Source organism: Klebsiella indica (assembly GCF_005860775.1).
Lineage (GTDB): Bacteria > Pseudomonadota > Gammaproteobacteria > Enterobacterales > Enterobacteriaceae > Klebsiella > Klebsiella indica.
This window is the reverse complement of the sequence record NZ_VCHQ01000011.1, coordinates 211,246-229,402: the sequence shown is the minus strand read 5'-3', so window position 1 is coordinate 229,402 and position 18,157 is coordinate 211,246. Positions and strand designations below refer to the sequence as shown.

At 50.8% G+C, this 18,157-nt stretch carries 18 protein-coding genes and 1 pseudogene; 7 read left to right on the top strand and 12 right to left on the bottom strand.

Annotated features, from left to right (window positions below; translation table 11 throughout):
• Positions 1-178: 178 nt before the first annotated feature.
• Positions 179-1,324: a pyridoxal phosphate-dependent aminotransferase gene (locus FE839_RS10285; protein WP_171034862.1), complete on the top strand. Its 1,146-nt coding sequence runs from the start codon at positions 179-181 to the stop codon at positions 1,322-1,324.
• A gap of 214 nt (positions 1,325-1,538) precedes the next feature.
• Here the strand turns inward: FE839_RS10285 and citR are convergent, their stop codons facing one another.
• A complete protein-coding gene (gene citR / locus FE839_RS10280) occupies positions 1,539-2,450 on the bottom strand; it encodes a DNA-binding transcriptional repressor CitR (protein WP_138360722.1) in 912 nt (303 codons plus the stop codon).
• A gap of 362 nt (positions 2,451-2,812) precedes the next feature.
• The gene (gene dsbG, locus FE839_RS10275) at positions 2,813-3,559 is read right to left on the bottom strand and encodes a thiol:disulfide interchange protein DsbG (RefSeq protein ID WP_138360721.1); all 747 of its coding nucleotides are present in this window, start codon (positions 3,557-3,559) and stop codon (positions 2,813-2,815) included.
• 405 nt (positions 3,560-3,964) lie between these two features.
• Between dsbG and ahpC the strand changes: the two genes are divergently transcribed.
• Both ahpC and ahpF read left to right on the top strand, forming a co-directional pair.
• Positions 3,965-4,528 carry an alkyl hydroperoxide reductase subunit C gene (gene ahpC / locus FE839_RS10270; RefSeq protein ID WP_138360720.1) on the top strand — a complete coding sequence of 188 codons (564 nt, stop codon included), beginning with the start codon at positions 3,965-3,967 and terminating at the stop codon, positions 4,526-4,528.
• A gap of 241 nt (positions 4,529-4,769) precedes the next feature.
• Positions 4,770-6,335, top strand: coding sequence for an alkyl hydroperoxide reductase subunit F (gene ahpF / locus FE839_RS10265; RefSeq protein WP_138360719.1), 1,566 nt, complete (start codon positions 4,770-4,772; stop codon positions 6,333-6,335).
• Between the two features lie 72 nt (positions 6,336-6,407).
• On the opposite strand, the gene uspG is transcribed toward ahpF, so the two are convergent.
• The 4 genes and pseudogenes from uspG to dcuC all read right to left on the bottom strand — a co-directional run bounded on the left by uspG (position 6,408) and on the right by dcuC (position 10,083).
• Positions 6,408-6,836 carry a universal stress protein UspG gene (gene uspG, locus FE839_RS10260; RefSeq protein ID WP_138360743.1) on the bottom strand — a complete coding sequence of 143 codons (429 nt, stop codon included), beginning with the start codon at positions 6,834-6,836 and terminating at the stop codon, positions 6,408-6,410.
• A 381-nt stretch (positions 6,837-7,217) separates the two neighbouring features.
• Positions 7,218-7,628, bottom strand: coding sequence for a nucleoside diphosphate kinase regulator (gene rnk / locus FE839_RS10255; protein ID WP_138360718.1), 411 nt, complete (start codon positions 7,626-7,628; stop codon positions 7,218-7,220).
• 192 nt (positions 7,629-7,820) lie between these two features.
• Complete coding sequence (rna, locus tag FE839_RS10250) at positions 7,821-8,618, bottom strand: ribonuclease I (RefSeq protein WP_138360717.1); 798 nt, start codon at positions 8,616-8,618, stop codon at positions 7,821-7,823.
• 92 nt (positions 8,619-8,710) lie between these two features.
• A pseudogene (dcuC, locus tag FE839_RS10245) lies at positions 8,711-10,083 on the bottom strand (anaerobic C4-dicarboxylate transporter DcuC).
• A gap of 285 nt (positions 10,084-10,368) precedes the next feature.
• Here dcuC and pagP point away from each other — a divergent pair.
• Together pagP and cspE are read left to right on the top strand one after the other, a co-directional pair.
• A complete protein-coding gene (gene pagP, locus FE839_RS10240; protein WP_171034861.1) occupies positions 10,369-10,944 on the top strand; it encodes a lipid IV(A) palmitoyltransferase PagP in 576 nt (191 codons plus the stop codon).
• A 194-nt stretch (positions 10,945-11,138) separates the two neighbouring features.
• Entirely contained in the window at positions 11,139-11,348 is a 210-nt protein-coding gene (gene cspE / locus FE839_RS10235; protein WP_004100146.1) for a transcription antiterminator/RNA stability regulator CspE, read from the top strand.
• Between the two features lie 241 nt (positions 11,349-11,589).
• On the opposite strand, the gene crcB is transcribed toward cspE, so the two are convergent.
• Positions 11,590-11,973 carry a fluoride efflux transporter CrcB gene (gene crcB, locus FE839_RS10230; RefSeq protein ID WP_138360715.1) on the bottom strand — a complete coding sequence of 128 codons (384 nt, stop codon included), beginning with the start codon at positions 11,971-11,973 and terminating at the stop codon, positions 11,590-11,592.
• Positions 11,974-12,064: 91 nt separating this feature from the next.
• Between crcB and FE839_RS10225 the strand changes: the two genes are divergently transcribed.
• The gene (locus tag FE839_RS10225) at positions 12,065-12,853 is read left to right on the top strand and encodes a deaminated glutathione amidase (RefSeq protein ID WP_138360742.1); all 789 of its coding nucleotides are present in this window, start codon (positions 12,065-12,067) and stop codon (positions 12,851-12,853) included.
• Positions 12,854-12,980: 127 nt separating this feature from the next.
• Complete coding sequence (gene tatE / locus FE839_RS10220) at positions 12,981-13,187, top strand: twin-arginine translocase subunit TatE (RefSeq protein WP_138360714.1); 207 nt, start codon at positions 12,981-12,983, stop codon at positions 13,185-13,187.
• A gap of 153 nt (positions 13,188-13,340) precedes the next feature.
• On the opposite strand, the gene lipA is transcribed toward tatE, so the two are convergent.
• The 5 genes from lipA to rlpA all read right to left on the bottom strand — a co-directional run bounded on the left by lipA (position 13,341) and on the right by rlpA (position 18,149).
• Positions 13,341-14,306 (bottom strand): lipoyl synthase, encoded by a 966-nt coding sequence (gene lipA, locus FE839_RS10215; protein WP_138360713.1) that lies wholly within the window; start codon positions 14,304-14,306, stop codon positions 13,341-13,343.
• A gap of 286 nt (positions 14,307-14,592) precedes the next feature.
• Positions 14,593-15,237, bottom strand: a complete 645-nt coding sequence (gene lipB / locus FE839_RS10210; RefSeq protein ID WP_138360712.1) for a lipoyl(octanoyl) transferase LipB — start codon at positions 15,235-15,237, stop codon at positions 14,593-14,595.
• A 99-nt stretch (positions 15,238-15,336) separates the two neighbouring features.
• Positions 15,337-15,600: a DUF493 family protein YbeD gene (gene ybeD, locus FE839_RS10205; RefSeq protein ID WP_000850547.1), complete on the bottom strand. Its 264-nt coding sequence runs from the start codon at positions 15,598-15,600 to the stop codon at positions 15,337-15,339.
• 109 nt (positions 15,601-15,709) lie between these two features.
• Entirely contained in the window at positions 15,710-16,909 is a 1,200-nt protein-coding gene (gene dacA / locus FE839_RS10200; protein ID WP_138360711.1) for a D-alanyl-D-alanine carboxypeptidase DacA, read from the bottom strand.
• A gap of 142 nt (positions 16,910-17,051) precedes the next feature.
• Positions 17,052-18,149: an endolytic peptidoglycan transglycosylase RlpA gene (gene rlpA, locus FE839_RS10195; protein WP_138360710.1), complete on the bottom strand. Its 1,098-nt coding sequence runs from the start codon at positions 18,147-18,149 to the stop codon at positions 17,052-17,054.
• Positions 18,150-18,157: the final 8 nt, after the last annotated feature.

The following is an 18,157-nucleotide window of genomic DNA, read 5'->3' as shown; positions in this document are numbered from 1 at the left end:
GAGCGGTGTGTCGTGCTGACGATGGTGTTGTGATGATAGTTGTTTTTCAATCATTCATTAGTGAAATAACATTATCATTTAGACGTCTAAGCGTCTTGATTGCCAAATATTAACACCGTGTTATAGTGGCTTCAACAACAGCATCACAGACGGTACACAAAGAATGAGCAATAAACCACTGATTCCTGAGAGTAAACTCCCTTCGCTCGGCACGACTATTTTTACCCAAATGAGTGCCTTGGCGCAGCAGCACCAGGCGATTAACCTGTCGCAGGGGTTCCCCGATTTTGACGGTCCACGCTATTTGCAGGAGCGACTGGCTTACCATGTCGCACAGGGCGCGAACCAGTATGCGCCGATGACCGGTGTTGTCGCATTACGTGAAGCGATTGTCGATAAAACCGAAGAGCTATACGGCTATCGTCCCGATGCCAACAGCGATGTAACTGTGACCGCAGGAGCGACAGAAGCGCTGTATGCGGCGATCACCGCGCTGGTGCGTACCGGCGACGAAGTTGTCTGCTTCGACCCTAGTTATGATAGCTATGCCCCGGCGGTTGAACTGTCTGGCGGCGTGCTGAAGCGCATTGCTCTTCAGCCACCCCATTTTCGCGTGGACTGGCAGCAGTTCGCCGCGACGCTTAGCGACAAAACCCGGCTGGTGATCCTCAATACTCCGCATAACCCGTCCGCGACCGTGTGGCGGCGTGAAGATTTCGCCGCCCTGTGGCAGGCAATTGCCGACCGGGAAATTTATGTGATTAGCGATGAAGTCTACGAACATATCTGTTTTGCCGCTGACGGGCATGCCAGCGTGCTGGCTCATCCGCAGCTACGTGAGCGCGCGGTCGCGGTGTCTTCGTTCGGTAAAACTTTTCATATGACCGGCTGGAAGGTGGGTTATTGCGTGGCGCCTGCCGCCATTAGCGCCGAACTGCGTAAAGTCCACCAGTACCTGACTTTTTCGGTGAATACGCCAGCTCAACTGGCGATTGCCGATATGCTGCGTCGCGAACCGGATCACTATCGCCAGTTGCCGGCGTTTTACCGCGAGCGCCGGGATCTGTTTGTTGATGCGCTGCGCGACAGTCGTCTGAACGTTCTGGCCTGTGAAGGGACTTATTTTTTGCTGGCGGATTATAGTGCTATTTCGGATCTGGATGATGTGAGTTTTTGCCGCTGGTTGACTACCGAAATCGGCGTTGCGGCGATCCCGCTGTCGGTGTTCTGCGCTGGACCATTCCCACATAAGTTAATACGTCTGTGCTTCGCGAAGCAGCCAGCCACGCTGCTGGCTGCGGCGGAACGCCTGTGCCGCCTGTAGTGGGTCTGCACATCGTGCCTGAGCGCATTAGCGGTCGTCGGATTTTCTCCGAGGACCGCTGATTTGCTCGGGCGTAATGCTTCCAGGCGTTCAGACTTAATGCGTTGCCGCTTGTCTGTGTTTGCTGGCATTGCGAATGATCTGTGTATCAGTCATATTCTTTTCCCTGCCAGAAGAGAAGTTATTACGTGTTCGATGAATGACATTATGTTTGTTATAAGTAAATATGCTTTGTTTCGCAGTCATTGATAAACGTTGAAAAAATAGGTTCATTAAGCTTAATTCGGTTGTAGATCATATAAATAGTGAGGTCAGGGATACTGAACGTGCTCTTGATGATGTTAAATTTATTCTTAAAGTTTATTTGTTGTAAAATACAGGTTGGTACAAAACCAATGAGTTCGGTTTGTTGAATAACATTAAGGATGGCGATGTATGAATCGCTGCTAAAAGATACTGTTATATCAGAATGTATCCCCGTCGCCAGACGCTGAAAAAATTTACTTTCATTACCATTTGCCAGGTGATGCGTGAAGCCTTCCCGACATATGGCTGTTGTTGTGGTTAATGATGCCAGTCGGGGATGATTTTTGCTACACACGAGAGCCGTTTCCAGCGTCTGAATGGGCTTGCATACTATTGCGCGAGAAGAGACTGGCACGGGGCTAAATATCAGGTCGGCTTTTCGATGGGCTAACAGATTTTCCACGGATTCTTCGGATGTCAACAGATCGTGATGCTCCAGACACAGTTTTGATTCACGTAATAACATCTGAATCAGATTTGTTATTTTTTGCGTAATAAAAAGTTGCGGTGTATAAACAACCAGCCGTTTTTTTAACTGCAGCTGATGGGTGATATTGATGGTGTGTTCAATCTGGTTAAGATTTTTTTCCAGATGATGGTGCAGATTAATACCGACCGCTGTAGGAATAATGCCTTTGCCAGAGCGAACAAACAGCGGATCGTTGAGCTGAGTGCGTAAGCGCTGAAGCGACTGGCTGACTGCCGATGGCGTAATAAATAGCATTTCAGCTGCTTTACTGATACTTAAATGCTGATAAATGCATTCAAAAATCACCAGAAGATTAAGATCGAATTTTTTAAGTGCGTAGAGATTAGCCATTGTCAACATCCTGTTAAGCTGGCGAAAATAAAAGAGAAATATAATATCGCAGATTGCTGATAAAGTGCGTTCTTTTGGAATTGCCTGTTGGCGTTTCGCTTGCGCGGAATACCTGATTTGATGATATGGCTGATTTTTCCGGTCGGGTAAGACGTGAGCCGCTACACCACAAGAAAACGATACACTGTCTGATTCCGGATTGCCATTCATCTTAGACAGTTATATATCATAATCATGTATGACATGCATGGCCGGGGCAGGAAATTAAGTGGAATTCAAGGGCTGAAACAGGAACCTGTCCGGCGAAGAACCTTGAGTGAACAAACGGTAACATCCGGCAGATGACGCGAGGGTAGCCATTTTTACTTTTCACCCATCATTATTTGCAGCTTTTGTTTATCAGGTAGTCCGATAGCTTGCTGAAGCGCATTTTCATTATTCATGTAGTAAATAGCGGGAGTGACGTCAGCGCCGAGTTCATCCATTAATTGCTGATTGGATTTAAGTATTTTCATCTGTTCTGGCTGGATGGCGGTCGGGACGGATATTTGTGTTTTTCCGTTGGCGAGTTCGTAGTCATTCCAGTTTTTTGCCGGATCCTGACTGGCGAGTATGGCCGCGGCCATTGTCAGGCTTTCTGGTTTGATCACGCCGACCAATAAGGTACGTAACTGAACTTTGCCTGATTCTACCCACGGGCGCGCCTGTTGCCAGAACTGTTTGCAGTAGGGGCAAAAGGGATCGGCAAAGACATACAGGACGATGGGCGCCTCTTTTTTACCATCAAGTAGCCAGTCTGCTGTGCCCAGTTTTTTCCACATTTGCTGGCCTGCTGGCGTGTACAGCTCTTTTTGAAATAACTGTTCGCTAAGATTGTTTCCCTTCTCATCATACATATAGCCAGAAATCGCATGCTTGCCGTCGGGCGTCAGGTAGATAGCGACCCCCATGTCCTGATATTTGCCTAACCAGGCTTTCATTCCGCCCGGCGCTTCGAAAGGTTTGATGATGGTTATGCCCTGCTGTTCTATGGCTTTTACCGGTGCGGGAAGATCCTCGGCATAGCCGAAAAACGGTATAAAACTCAGCAAAATCAGACGTTTTAGCATTGCTATTCCTTATATGGATTGATGAAAAAGTCAGTATAGCGGTGAAACCTATTACAATCATAGGCAAGACCTGCGACGGAGTGGATTGTCCTTTGATTCTGTGGGTGATGTAATCCTTAAGCTGTTACATTAAGGTGTAGAGCGCAACACGTAGCCAGTTAGCTGGCGCTGAACCTACCCGCGGGTGTTTCAGGTAACGGGGCCACCTGAAAGGGTGGCCTTTTTACGTTTCAGCGACTTATAACGCGAAAATGCGCGGAAGGCCGCTGCGGCGTTAACGGGTTCACAAGGTTGTCTTGTTCCGGTTGTTAGATAACGCTTATTGATTTGATAATGCAAACGCATTGGTCGGGTCAGTAAAAATTCGTTAACGTAGACCTCAACGAAAACACGGAGGAAGTATAGATGTCCTTAATTAATACCAAAATCAAACCTTTTAAAAACCAGGCGTTCAAAAACGGTGAATTTATTGAAGTTACCGAGAAAGATACTGAAGGCCGCTGGAGCGTCTTCTTCTTCTACCCGGCTGACTTCACCTTCGTTTGCCCGACTGAACTGGGTGATGTGGCAGACCATTACGAAGAGCTGCAGAAGCTGGGCGTAGACGTTTACTCCGTCTCTACCGATACTCACTTTACCCACAAAGCATGGCACAGCAGCTCCGAAACCATCGCTAAAATCAAATATGCGATGATCGGCGACCCGACTGGCGCCCTGACCCGTAACTTTGACAATATGCGTGAAGGTGAAGGCCTGGCTGACCGCGCAACTTTCGTTGTCGACCCGCAGGGTATTATCCAGGCAATCGAAGTTACCGCTGAAGGTATCGGCCGTGATGCCTCTGACCTGCTGCGTAAAATCAAGGCCGCGCAGTATGTCGCTTCTCACCCAGGCGAAGTATGCCCGGCAAAATGGAAAGAAGGTGACGCAACTCTGGCGCCGTCTCTGGACCTGGTCGGCAAAATCTAAAATTCGCGACGCTGTTCGCGCGACAGGTGTGTTGGCGACGCTTACTCACCCCGGTTGCTTACGGATGTAAGCTTCCGGGGATTCATAAGATTTCGCCTTCCTGTAACGAGAAATACCGGCGAATTAATCCTCAAGGCGGGTGCACCGCACCCGTTTTATTCCAGCATCATGATGCAAGCGCATCCAGGCAGCCTGAACGAGGCCGCTTGCATGATGAGGTTTTAAGCCCAGGAGATTAAAAATGCTCGACACTACGATGAAAACTCAGCTCAAGGCTTATCTTGAGAAACTGACCAAACCCGTTGAGCTGATTGCCACGCTGGATGACAGCGCTAAATCGGCAGAAATCAGGGAACTGCTGGCTGAAATTGCTGAACTGTCAGATAAGGTCACGTTCAAAGAAGAGAATAGCCTGCCAGTACGCAAGCCTTCGTTTCTGATTACCAATCCTGGTTCACAACAGGGGCCACGCTTTGCCGGTTCTCCGCTGGGCCATGAATTCACCTCTTTAGTTCTGGCACTGTTGTGGACCGGTGGTCATCCATCAAAAGAAGCACAGACGCTGCTGGAACAGATCCGCGAAATTGATGGCGATTTCACGTTTGAAACCTATTATTCGCTCTCCTGCCATAATTGTCCGGATGTTGTTCAGGCGCTGAACCTGATGGCGATCCTTAATCCGCGTATTAAGCATACGGCGATTGACGGCGGGACTTTCCAGAATGAAATCACCGACCGTAACATCATGGGCGTACCGGCGGTATTTTTGAACGGTCAGGAATTTGGTCAGGGTCGTATGACGCTGTCTGAGATTGTCGCCAAAGTGGATACCGGTGCGGAAAAACGTGTGGCGGAAGAGCTGAATAAACGTGACGCTTACGATGTGCTGATTGTCGGTTCTGGCCCTTCTGGCGCCGCTGCGGCAGTTTACTCCGCGCGTAAAGGTATTCGTACCGGCCTGATGGGGGAGCGCTTTGGCGGCCAGGTGCTGGATACGGTCGATATTGAAAACTATATCTCAGTACCGAAAACCGAAGGTCAGAAGCTGGCCGGGGCGTTGAAAGCCCACGTCAGTGAATATGATGTGGATGTGATTGACGCCCAGAGCGCGTCAAAACTGATCCCGGCATCGGTGGAAGGCGGCCTGCATCACATTGAAACGGCTTCCGGGGCGGTACTGAAAGCGCGTAGCGTGATCATTGCGACTGGCGCAAAATGGCGCAACATGAACGTGCCGGGCGAAGATCAGTATCGCACAAAAGGCGTAACCTACTGCCCGCATTGTGACGGCCCGCTGTTTAAAGGCAAGCGTGTGGCGGTTATCGGCGGCGGTAACTCCGGCGTGGAAGCGGCGATCGATCTTGCCGGCGTGGTTGAACACGTTACTTTGCTTGAGTTTGCCCCGGAACTGAAGGCCGACCAGGTACTGCAGGATAAAGTGCGTAGCCTGAAGAACGTCGACATCATTGTTAACGCGCAAACCACGGAAGTGGTCGGCGATGGCAGTAAAGTCACAGGACTGCAGTACCGCGATCGTGTGAGCGGCGATGAACACCATGTCGCTCTGGCTGGGATCTTTGTTCAGATAGGGCTGCTGCCAAACACTAACTGGCTGGAAGGCACGATTGAGCGTAATCGTATGGGTGAAATCATCGTCGACGCCAAGTGTGAAACCAGCGTGAGGGGGGTGTTCGCGGCGGGAGACTGTACTACCGTACCGTACAAACAGATTATTATCGCCACGGGCGAAGGTGCAAAAGCCTCCCTGAGCGCGTTCGATTATCTGATTCGCACGAAAACGGCATAATTCAGAAGCAAGTCAGAGCTCATCTGCGTCATAAAGAGGCTACCCGCGAGTAGCCTCTTTTTACTCAGGAGATTATCTCACCACCATGACTGGAATATGAGCATGACGGATCACGCTGGAGGCATTGGAACCGAGCAGGTGAGTGCTGATTGACGGATTGCGTGAGCCAATTACCACAACATCTGCTTCAATTTCGTTTGCCAGTTCATTCACCATATCGCGTACGTTGCCAAAACGAACATGTATTTTGATACGCGAGGGATCAATACTGAAATGCCCGACCATTGTCTGAAGACGGCTCTCCGCTTCATGCTGTAAATGCTCTTCAAAACGGCGCAGATCAGCGGTGAAACGGCTCATTGTGAAGCTTGAGGAACCGGGGAGTACGTGAAGAAGATGGATAATTCCGTCCTGCTGGGCTAAAAACTCCGCATGGCGGACCGCTTTATCGCTTAGCTCCATCTCAAAAACATCAACGGGCATAATGATTGTTTTATACATATGTATTCCTCCTTGTACATCTGCTTCGATAGACTTCATTTTTGTCACGGCTTCTTCGCTGGCCACGAATTGACTGGCTCCATTCCTGAGCCTTACTGTTACGGAGCGTCAGGCGGCGTTTACCTCTGTTGCTGACCCGGTAGTCGTATGGCCTGCGTAAACGCGGAACCCCTCTCCGTTGCCGCATCAATGTATTCCGAATGATTTATATATATCAGCATATTATAAGAAAATATTGTGCCATTCAGGTCGCAAAACTGTCAGAACGGGTTAAGGATGAGCTAAAACGTTGTCAAAAGAAGCAGATAGCCTGATACAGGCAGAAAGAGGATGTGAATACATCCTCTGATAAAGCGTAAAACGCCTCAGGCTGCAGAGTGATTAACGATGGAGATCGCCCGCGGCTTCCGGTTGGTATAGCAGCTCAAGGACTTCAAGGTGCGTTGAGGTGCCGCCCGGTAATTCCCAGTGAATGACGCTCCCGACTTTGAGACCCAGCAGGGCTGCGCCGACCGGCGCCATGACCGAAAGTTGAGTGCTGCTGTCCGTGACCTGAGCCGGGAAAACCAGTGTCCGAATACGTTCTTCACCGGTTGTTAAATCACGAAATCGCACCCGGCTGTTCATACTGACAACATCATGCGGCATGGCTTCCGGAGACAGCATTTGCGCGCGGTCGAGCTCGTCGTTCAGCGTATCCGCCACCGGTGAATTGGCGAAAGCAGGTTGTTCAAGCAACCTGTCGATGCGTTCTGCATCAAGTTCATTAATGATGATTGCGGGTCTGGTCATCGCATACTCCGTGTTATCCAGGAACCTGTCCGTAAAAGAAAACCCTCGCCGGAAAGGGCAAGGGTTAATCTTCTGCCATCATACTGAGACTTGTTAGCCGTTTGAAGTGATTAAACGCACATTCATCGATGATGACGCGTCAAATGACACCTCATTTGCTGCCTTTACGGGAATAACGCAGTGGAGATATCGTTAGCTCCCCGCTTTATCCAGTACAAATTGCTTACCGCAGTTGCCTGGATGTGGTTGAGGTAAGAATGAATCAACCGCCAGCGGGGTATTGATTGACGCGGCCTTGATGGAAATTTGCATCTCGGTCAGATAGGCGGGGTTACCATGGCAGGTTAATTTGAATGCCTTCACATTCTGTTTACCATAGGCCTGCGCCACCGCCGCATCAAAATCATCACGGCTAACGGTTTGCCCATAGTGCTTTGCGAGGAACGTCCCCACAGGGCTGTGTTTGACCTCGCCATTCAGGCGAACCATGGCAGCGAAATAGTCGTCGGGGTTAAAACCAAAGCAAACGCCGTGCTTGGCATATTCATAGCGTTCGAGACAGGAACTTCCCCCGGCGCCTGGCATCACATCGTTGAGCTTATTCGCCATTTCCAGCGACAGCCCGGTTTCTGCGGCCTGGCATTTTCTCCCGGCCTGCGCTTCAGGCATGTTGGGAATGGGGCGTGTCGCGCAACCAAAGCGCATCCATCGGCGTTGATCCACGCCGCGGGCGGCGATAGATTTAGGCAGCCCTGGCCACAGGCCGTGTACGGTCAAAAAATCCGCTTTATTGTCGCGCTCTTGTTGTAAACGACACTCTTCCGGTTCGTTACGTTTTCTGTCATGCATGCTTTGGCAGAATCCTGTTTGCCAGGAGAGCGCGAGCACGTAGCGGTCGAAATCGCCATATTGTGTTGCGACCAGCGGTTCCGCGCTGACCTGGCTTGCGCTCAGCAAGAGCGCAATGGCGATGAAATCCTTCCTGAACATTTTTATTCCTGATGACAAATGATCTTTAATAATATTGCGTAATTAAAGCATAAAAAGGCGCCAGCAGGCACCTTTTCACGGGGGGAACGGCGTTAGTGGATTACGCTAACCGGGACCAGCACTTCAGTGGCAATGATAACGACTAACAGACCGACTAACACAGGAACGGAAGTCCGTTTAACGACCTCGAACGGTGAGATTTTTGCCATCCCTGCGACAGCGACCACAACGCCCGAAACCGGAGAAATGGTGCGACCAAGGTTAGAGGCCTGTAACATCGGGATAGAGAGGTACGCGGGGTTGATGCCGGAAGAGTGCGCCAGCTTCGGGATCATCTCCACAAAGGCGTAGAATGGCGCATTACCGGAACCGGTGGTCATCGCCGCCAGCATCGTCAGAATAACCAGTACCAGCATCAGAATAATACTGGCGGAGCCGAACGAGGTGGCGATAGAGATCAGGCTGCTGATAAAGCCAATTGTGCTCAGTCCTTGCGCAAAGACGCCAGCGGCGACCAACAGCATGACGACGCCGGCAAATGCGTCAGCCATGCCGCGATATGCCGTCTCCAGCCCGGTGAACACATTTTGGGTATTGAAACCGCGACAGAATTCCAGTATTGCCGTAATCAGCATGCAGAGAACGAGAATCGCGATAATATGCAGTTCCGGCCCCCATTTGCCGTCAAAAATGAGTACGCCAATGATTGGCGTAAACGGCAGGATGGCATAAAAAGCAGGGGCGGTAGTGGTGATTTCGTTCACATCGAGCATCTCGTGGGCGACATTTTCTTTTTTGTCCAGATAGCGTTGCCAGAAAAAGTGGGCGACGGCCATGCTGATAATAGCCACGATGGAGATAGGTAACGTGGTTTTAAAGGCAAAGTCAATCAGCGGCATTTCGGCTGCTTCGGCGGCCAGCACCACATCACCAGAGGTAGGGGAAAGAATGATCGCCGCGGGAGAGGCGCAAATCGCCGCGGCTGCGCCACGGCTGATACCCACGTTAACCATTATCGGGAACAGGGTTGCCATGAGCAGTACCCCGAGACCGGTTGCAGAAGAAACCGCCAGCGACATCAGGCAGGCAACGAAATAAGCAGCGATCATCAGCAGGTACGGGGAATTAATGTAGCGTAACGGTTTTGAGGCCAGTTTCACCACCATATCGTTGGCGCCGATATGGGTCATGTAAGTTGCGAAACCGCACAGCATCATAATCATCATGCCGAGGTCGCCGCCGCGGCTCATCAGCAGAATTTTCACGTATTCGACGATATCCGTCGCGGAGTAACCCGTACTCTTTGCACTGTCCGGAAGGATCTTATGCCCCATAGCGCGCTGGCGATAAGCAATACTAAACCGCCGAGGAACAGTACCCCGGTGGCGGAATAGCCTTTAATGATATAGCGAGCGACGCCCACAATGACCACTATACCAATCAGGATCTCAACTAACGTAAGCATTCTTTTTACTCATGACCAAAATAATCTGCTAATGAATGCAGATGAGGAAAAATTTAGTGAGCGAATGTGCCTAAAAAACGGATGAAGATTTCTGATTTAAATCAATGAATAGATTGATAATATCGATAAGAGATGCGGAAGAGATAGGCAGCAAAAATGCGCCAGGTGGCGACTTTCAGAGTTTTGTACCGGAGAAATCAAGAGCTTGCCGTGCTTCGTTAAGGTAATATTAAGATTATCTTTGCTATCTTGTTTCGCTTTAATCATGGTACTGGTAATAGAGAAGTGTTAATGCTACGTCGATTTACATGTTTTTTTCTTGGATGTCTCAGCCTGTTAGTGGCATCCACTTCTGCTAACGCATCGTTTAGTTCCACGCTTCGTGATGGTTATAACACGCTAAGTGATAATGTCGCTCAGACATGGAATGCGCCTGAGCACTACGATCTGTACATTCCGGCGATAACCTGGCATGCCCGCTTCGCCTATGACAAAGAAAAAACAGATAAGTATAACGAGCGCCCGTGGGGGGCTGGTTTCGGCGTTTCCCGCTGGGACGCGCAGGGGAACTGGCACGGTATTTATCTGATGGCCTTTAAAGACTCTTTTAACAAGTGGGAACCTATTGGCGGTTATGGCTGGGAGAAAACCTGGCGTCCTTTGGCTGATGATAATTTCCATCTTGGCCTGGGGTATACTCTTGGCGTGACCGCGCGTGATAACTGGAACTATATCCCGATTCCGGTAGTGCTGCCTCTGGCTTCTATTGGCTACGGTCCCGCAACGTTCCAGATGACCTATATACCAGGTACGTATAACAACGGTAACGTTTACTTTGCCTGGGCGCGTATCCAGTTTTAATTCGCGATGGTATAGCAATAAAAGAGATAAGCAGTCTGTCCTGTGGAAAAACAACAACTAAACGGACTCTGTAGAAAAATATAGAGACTTTTATCACTTTTTAGAAAAGTTGCGCTGGACAAAAGGTACCACAATTGGTGTACTGGTAAGCGACACAGTATTAGTGTCCATTTTTTCATATAAAGGTAATTTTGATGTCTAAGATTAAAGGTAACGTTAAGTGGTTTAATGAATCCAAAGGATTCGGTTTCATTACTCCGGAAGATGGCAGCAAAGATGTATTCGTACACTTCTCTGCAATCCAGTCCAACGGTTTCAAAACTCTGGCTGAAGGACAGCGTGTAGAGTTCGAAATCACTAACGGTGCCAAAGGCCCTTCTGCTGCAAACGTAATGCCTATCTAAGCCACGCGTCAGCAGAATATAAAAACCCGCGCTTAGCGGGTTTTTTTGTTTCAGAACGGATGACAAATCGGTATCAGCGATTATGTCCGTATTTCTGCCATATGACGGCTATGCCTGCCTTTCTTGTCGTGGAAAACCAAAATATCAGTATGCTCTGCATTTTACCTTATCCTGCGTAAGTGAAGCGCAGCCGGAAAGGCTCGGAAGAACCCACGGTGTCAGCAACCTTAACAACCGGTTTTTAGCGACTGGCGGCATGAGAAAACAGCCAGAACGCGGCAGCCGTCATGGCGAATGAGCCCAGTAAGTTGACGAGAACGTTCAGCAATGCCCAGCTAAAACGCCCCTGTTGTAGCAGAAAGACAACTTCAGAGGAAAATGTGGAGAAGGTCGTCAGTCCGCCGCAAAAGCCGGTGGTGATGAGCAGTTTCCACATCGGGTCAATCGCCGTCAGGCGGTTAAACCAGGCCAGTCCGGCACCGATGATAAAAGCGCCTAGCAGGTTAGCGGTGAGCGTGCCAAGGGGAATAGCATGGTGCATGGGGTTAAGCTTCATACTCAACAACCAGCGCAGAACGCTGCCAGTGCCGCCGCCAATAAATACAGCCAAAAGAAGTTGCAACACGATCGTTCTCTGTTTATTGATTAATACTGATTTTCAAGTGTAGCGCGTGAAATACCATATTGGCTATGGATTACTGGATGGGAGAGATAAGATGCTTGTTGCTGCCGGACAATTTGCCGTTACGCCGGACTGGATGGTCAATGCGCGGACCTGCGTCGGCATGATGCGTCAGGCTGCCGGACGAGGGGCTGCGCTGCTGGTTCTCCCGGAAGCGTTACTGGCGCGGGATGATAATGATGCGGATTTATCGGTTAAATCGGCCCAGCCTCTGGATGGCGGCTTTTTACAGTTGCTGCTGACGGAGAGCGAAAATAACGCGTTGACCACGTTGTTGACCCTCCATGTGCCCTCTGGCGAGGGCCGGGCAACGAATACGCTGGTGGCTTTACGACAAGGGAAGATTATTGCGCAATATCAAAAGCTACATTTGTATGATGCGTTCAATATTCAGGAGTCCCGGCTGGTTGATGCCGGAAGACAGATCCCGCCGCTCATTGAGGTCGATGGTATGCGCGTCGGGCTGATGACCTGTTACGATTTACGCTTTCCTGAACTGGCGTTGTCGCTGGCGCTCAGCGGGGCTGAAATACTGGCGCTCCCTGTTGCATGGGTAAGAGGGGCAATGAAGGAACAGCATTGGGCAACGTTGTTATCAGCGCGCGCACTGGATACAACCTGTTATATTATTGCTGCAGGAGAGTGCGGAACGCGTAATATTGGTCAGAGCCGTATTGTTGATCCCATGGGAACGACTCTTGCCGGAGCTGCCGTGCAGCCGCAGTTGATTTTTGCCGAGCTTTCGGTTGATTATCTTCAGCAGGTACGAAAAAGCTTGCCGGTGTTACAGAACCGTCGTTTTGCGCCACCGCAACTATTATGATGTTTTTTTAAACAAAGCTTGATTCACCTTGTTACAGATTGCTATTGTGTCCGCGCGTCAAATAGCCGTTAATTGTATCCGTGTATGATGGCGTATTCGCAGCTTGTATTATAGAAGAAGGTTAGCTATGGGTGAGATTAGTATTACCAAACTACTGGTAGTCGCAGCACTGATTATCTTAGTGTTTGGTACCAAAAAATTACGCACGCTGGGTGGAGACCTGGGCTCGGCTATCAAGGGCTTTAAAAAAGCCATGAACGATGACGATGATAGTGTGAAGAAGACCAGCGCAGATGAAGAAGCACCTGCACAGAAGCTTTCTCATAAAGAGTAATTAATGGTGCGTTCCCCGTTACGGGGGGCGCATTGTCGGGCGGTACAACCGGTCGACAAAGAGGCCGCTACGTTGAACGTTGCGGCCTCTTTTTGTCATTAATGTGCGCGATACCAGAAAAGATGCAACCAACTGTTACCGCGCAGGGCAGAATTATTTCACTTCCATGCCTTTGGCCTGCAGGTCAGCGTGATAAGAGGAGCGGACAAAGGGCCCGCAAGCTGCATGGGTAAAGCCCATCGCCATCGCTTCGGCTTTCATCTCTTCGAACTCATCCGGGCTGACGTAGCGTTTTACCGGCAGGTGGTGACGGCTTGGCTGCAAGTACTGGCCTAGCGTCAACATGGTGACGCCGTGACGGCGAAGATCGCGCATGACTTCAATGATTTCGGCATTTGTTTCGCCTAAACCGACCATCAAACCTGATTTCGTTGGGATCTCGGGATGCGCTTCTTTAAAACGTTCCAGCAGCTTGAGCGACCAGTTGTAGTCAGCTCCCGGACGCACCTGACGATACAGACGCGGTACGTTTTCCAGGTTATGGTTAAAGACATCCGGCGGCGTCGCCTGAAGAATTTCCAGCGCCCGATCCATACGACCACGGAAATCTGGCACCAGCGTTTCAATTTTAATGGCCGGGCTCTTCTCACGAATCGCTTTGATGCAGTCAGCGAAATGTTGCGCGCCGCCATCACGCAGGTCGTCGCGATCGACGGAGGTTACGACGACATAGCGCAACGCCATATCGGCAATGGTTTGCGCCAGTTTTTGCGGCTCGCTGGCATCGGGTGTGACCGGACGACCGTGCGCCACATCGCAAAACGGGCAACGACGGGTACAGATAGCGCCCAGGATCATAAAGGTTGCCGTTCCGTGGTTAAAGCATTCCGCGAGGTTAGGGCAAGAGGCTTCTTCGCACACGGAGTGCAGGCCATTCTTACGCATCGCTGCCTTGATCCCCTGAATACGGGATGAGTCAGCCGGAAGTTTGATTTTCATCCATTCCGGTTTTCTGAGCAGAGCTTCCCGCTCAGTTACCACGTTTTTCACCGGGATAAGGGCCATTTTATCGGCATCGCGGTATTTAACACCGCGTTCCATCACAATGGGTTTACTCATAGCGTGCGTGTTCCAGTTGCGAGTGACGAAGACGTGCGCGTTAATTCAAGTAAATGTTGTATTTATCAACTATTTTTGAATTAAGCGCAGGCAGTATATCATTGATACGGGGCATAAATCAGCCTGCTTGCCGGGCAAATTGTAAAATAGTTGTTGTTTTATGCTTTTTTGCGCCTGATTTATCTCCCGTGAACAAAACCGTTCAGGATCTACCGTGCAGACAACAATGCGGCCGTTTACTGATGGCGAGCAAGATACGACGCCCCGCAGCAACGGGACGCGATCGCTAGCGAGCAGAAATATACTCAGAAGGCGGATTATTCAGCAATGCCAGCAGATTGGCCACCAGCCGCGGGGCAACGTTGTCCGGGCGGACATCCGGCAGCCACTTACGCATTTGCGTCATTTCCATACCGGCATAACCGCATGGATTAATTCTCAGAAAGGGTGACAGATCCATATCAATATTCAGCGCCAGACCGTGGAATGAACAGCCTTTGCGGATACGCAGACCCAGAGAACAGATTTTTTGATCGCCGACGTAAACACCGGGCGCATCGGCGCGCGGGTGTGATTCAATAGCGTATTCCGCCAGCGTATTCACCACGGTTTGTTCCAGAAGCGTAACCAACTCACGTACGCCGAGTTTACGGCGTTTAAGGTTCAGCAGAACGTACATCACCTGTTGTCCGGGGCCGTGATAGGTCACCTGGCCGCCGCGATCGCTTTGAATGACCGGAATATCGCCGGGAACAAGGACATGTTCAGCTTTTCCCGCCTGACCCTGAGTAAACACCGGGTGATGCTCTACCAGCCAGATTTCATCCAATGTCGCGCTATCGCGGGTGTCGGTAAACTCATGCATTGCCTGCGAGACAGGTTCGTAAGGCTGCAGGCCAAGCTGGCGGATGAGAATTTTATTGTGCTGCAAAACAACATCTCCGCGGAGAAAATGACTTGAGTAGGGGGGAGTATATCACAGCGAAATAAAGAGATTGACCCGGCACGGAGGCCGGGTCGGGGAAAAGATTTACAGCACCATTCGTACGATGTCGATATTACCCAGTTCTTCGTACAGGGTTTCTACCTGTTCAATATGCGTGGCGTTAATAGTAATCGACACTGAGTGGTAGTTGCCTTTACTGCTGGGTTTTACCGTCGGAGAGTAATCACCTGGTGCATGGCGCTGTACCACTTCAACCACCTGGTCAACCAGCTCCGGCAACGCCTGCCCCATGACTTTGTAAGTAAAAGGCGTAGGGAATTCAAGCAGTTCGTTAAGTTTGGTTTTCATGTCAGCTCCGGTGTTACGACAAAAAATAATAACTCCCACGATGTCATGTGGGAGTTATCAGGATTCTTAGTATATGGCGACGAAAATCACACTTTCAAGTGTTCGATTTTTAACCAAACCAGTGATGGAACATTAATTTAATGTAATCAATGATTTTACTGAAGAAATTCCCTTCCGGAATTTCCTGCAGTACCACCAGCGGACGCTGATCGATAGTTTTGCCATCTAACTGGAAATTAATGGTGCCGACCACCTGATTTTTCTGTAGTGGGGCGTGTAGTTCGGCATTATTCAGGACGTAGCTCGCTTTCAGGTCCTTCATTCGACCACGCGGGATTGTCAGGTAAACATCTTTATCCACGCCGAGAGAGGCACGATCGCTATCGCCAAACCAGGCGGGTTCGGAGGCGAATTCTTTACCGGCCTTAAGTGGATTAACGGTTTCGAAGAAGCGGAAACCCCAGGTCAGCAGTTTTTTGCTTTCGGATTCGCGCCCCTTGTAGGTACGCCCACCCATGACCGCAGAGATCAGGCGCATCTGGCCTTCGGTTGCGGAAGCAACGAGGTTATAGCCCGCTCTGTCCGTATGACCGGTCTTGATACCGTCAACATTGAGGCTGTTATCCCACAGCAGGCCGTTACGGTTGAGCTGGCGAATGCCATTGAAAGTAAACTCTTTTTCTTTGTAGATGGCGTATTCGTTTGGCACATCACGGATCAAGGCCTGGCCGATAAGCGCCATATCGCGTGCCGAGCTGTACTGGCCATCCGCATCAAGGCCATGAACGGTCTGGAAGTGGGTATTTTTCAGGCCCAGAGCGTTAACGTAGTTGTTCATCAGGTTAACGAAGGCATCCTGGCTACCGGCGACATAATCGGCCATTGCGACACAGGCGTCGTTGCCTGACTGCAGGTTGATACCGCGAATCAACTGGGAAACCGGTACCTGCATGCCAGGCTTAAGAAACATCAGCGAGGAACCTTTAAAGACCGGGTTTCCGGTCGCCCACGCATCGTTTCCGATGGTGACCAGATCGGACTCTTTAAACTTACCCGCCTTCATGGCCTGACCAATAACGTAGCTGGTCATCATTTTGGTCAGACTTGCGGGATCGCGACGGGCATCGGCGTTGTTTTCCGCCAGTACCTTGCCTGAGTTGTAATCGATAAGGATCCAGGATGCGGCATCAATCTGCGGGGCGCCTGGGATCATGGTTTTAATATTCAGATCATCGGCGCGGGCGACTGAGGACAGCGCTGCCACGGAGAGCGCGGTAACAAGTAAACGAGCGGTAAAAGAGGTCTTCATGGTTTGTACAACGGTATCCGTGATGAAGTTAAAAAAGTGCCTTACTATAGCAAATGCATTGCGGGGCAACACCCGACATTACGCATGACTTTGTTAATGACTTTTTCATGCGCAATGAAGAGGATAGCTATCGCCGGCGCATTTAGTTGGCGCGAGTAATAAATGATTGCAGTTGCGCCTCGCTTTGCAGGCGCTGTTGAATGGCGCTGGCCTGTGCTTTGCTGCTGAATGGGCCTAGCTGAATACGCCATATCGCGCCGTTTTGCGTAACGCGTCCTGGAACGGAGAACTGCTGACTCAAGCGCTGCTGATATTGCAGCGCCCGGGTCTGATCGCTGACGGCGCCAACCTGTACGACGACATCGCCGCTGGTGCTTGTCGCCGTCGGCGTCACTGCGGCGGTGGCCGCCGCTGCAGGCGCTACGCTGCCTTGTACTGAACCCGGTGCGGTAATCGGCGCAGTTTGTATGGCCGGTTCACTGCTTTCCAGCACGCCACTATTTAGCGGCGTTGGCGCGCCAAGAAATCCGCCGCTGTTGACGGGGGCGCCAGTCGTGTCGACTGGCTTCAGCGTCGCATTGCTGATGGCGTGAACATCCGTTTGCGCAGGCGGGTTACTCACCGCGCTGCCGTCGCCATCAAGATTAGGACGGGCGGGCAGGGCGTAAGTCTGTTTGGCGACGGTGGTACAAGCCGTACCCGGACCGGAAAGCGTGCCGTCTGGCGCGACGACGATCGGGTCGATACGCACTTTGGTGTTATTCGAGGTATTCAGCCGATCGGCGGCTGCACGTGAAAGCGAAATGACGCGATCGGTACCGTAAGGCCCGCGATCGTTGATACGAACCACAAGCATCCGCCCGTTCGCCAGGTTGGTGATCCGCGCGTAGCTTGGGATCGGCAGCGTGGGATGGGCGGCAGTGAGCTGGGTAGGATCAAAAACCTCGCCGGATGAGGTCAGATTGCTGTTGGGCTCGGCGTCATAGATCGCTGCGAAACCGGCCTGGGTAAAGTTAGACGGATCCCGGACGATGGTATAGCGTTTACCATCGCGTTCATAATCCTGATTCGCCGTTGCATTGGGCGTTTCATACTGCGGCTCGACACCGCCGATTTCCACCGTTGGGCCATTGCAAACGGCCGGCTGCGGAGTGCTGACCGTTTTCTGTTGAACGTCTTCACCCGAACATGCCGCCAGCAGCCCTGCTGCTATGCAGATCCCCAGCCATTGCTTACGCATCGCGAACC

Coding starts and splice junctions, on each gene's coding strand:
- citR (WP_138360722.1), bottom strand. CDS start 2,450: ATGGCTAATCTCTACGCACTTAAAAAATTCGATCTTAATCTTCTGGTG.
- dsbG (WP_138360721.1), bottom strand. CDS start 3,559: ATGCTAAAACGTCTGATTTTGCTGAGTTTTATACCGTTTTTCGGCTAT.
- ahpC (WP_138360720.1), top strand. CDS start 3,965: ATGTCCTTAATTAATACCAAAATCAAACCTTTTAAAAACCAGGCGTTC.
- ahpF (WP_138360719.1), top strand. CDS start 4,770: ATGCTCGACACTACGATGAAAACTCAGCTCAAGGCTTATCTTGAGAAA.
- uspG (WP_138360743.1), bottom strand. CDS start 6,836: ATGTATAAAACAATCATTATGCCCGTTGATGTTTTTGAGATGGAGCTA.
- rnk (WP_138360718.1), bottom strand. CDS start 7,628: ATGACCAGACCCGCAATCATCATTAATGAACTTGATGCAGAACGCATC.
- rna (WP_138360717.1), bottom strand. CDS start 8,618: ATGTTCAGGAAGGATTTCATCGCCATTGCGCTCTTGCTGAGCGCAAGC.
- cspE (WP_004100146.1), top strand. CDS start 11,139: ATGTCTAAGATTAAAGGTAACGTTAAGTGGTTTAATGAATCCAAAGGA.
- FE839_RS10225 (WP_138360742.1), top strand. CDS start 12,065: ATGCTTGTTGCTGCCGGACAATTTGCCGTTACGCCGGACTGGATGGTC.
- tatE (WP_138360714.1), top strand. CDS start 12,981: ATGGGTGAGATTAGTATTACCAAACTACTGGTAGTCGCAGCACTGATT.
- lipA (WP_138360713.1), bottom strand. CDS start 14,306: ATGAGTAAACCCATTGTGATGGAACGCGGTGTTAAATACCGCGATGCC.
- ybeD (WP_000850547.1), bottom strand. CDS start 15,600: ATGAAAACCAAACTTAACGAACTGCTTGAATTCCCTACGCCTTTTACT.
- dacA (WP_138360711.1), bottom strand. CDS start 16,909: ATGAAGACCTCTTTTACCGCTCGTTTACTTGTTACCGCGCTCTCCGTG.
- rlpA (WP_138360710.1), bottom strand. CDS start 18,149: ATGCGTAAGCAATGGCTGGGGATCTGCATAGCAGCAGGGCTGCTGGCG.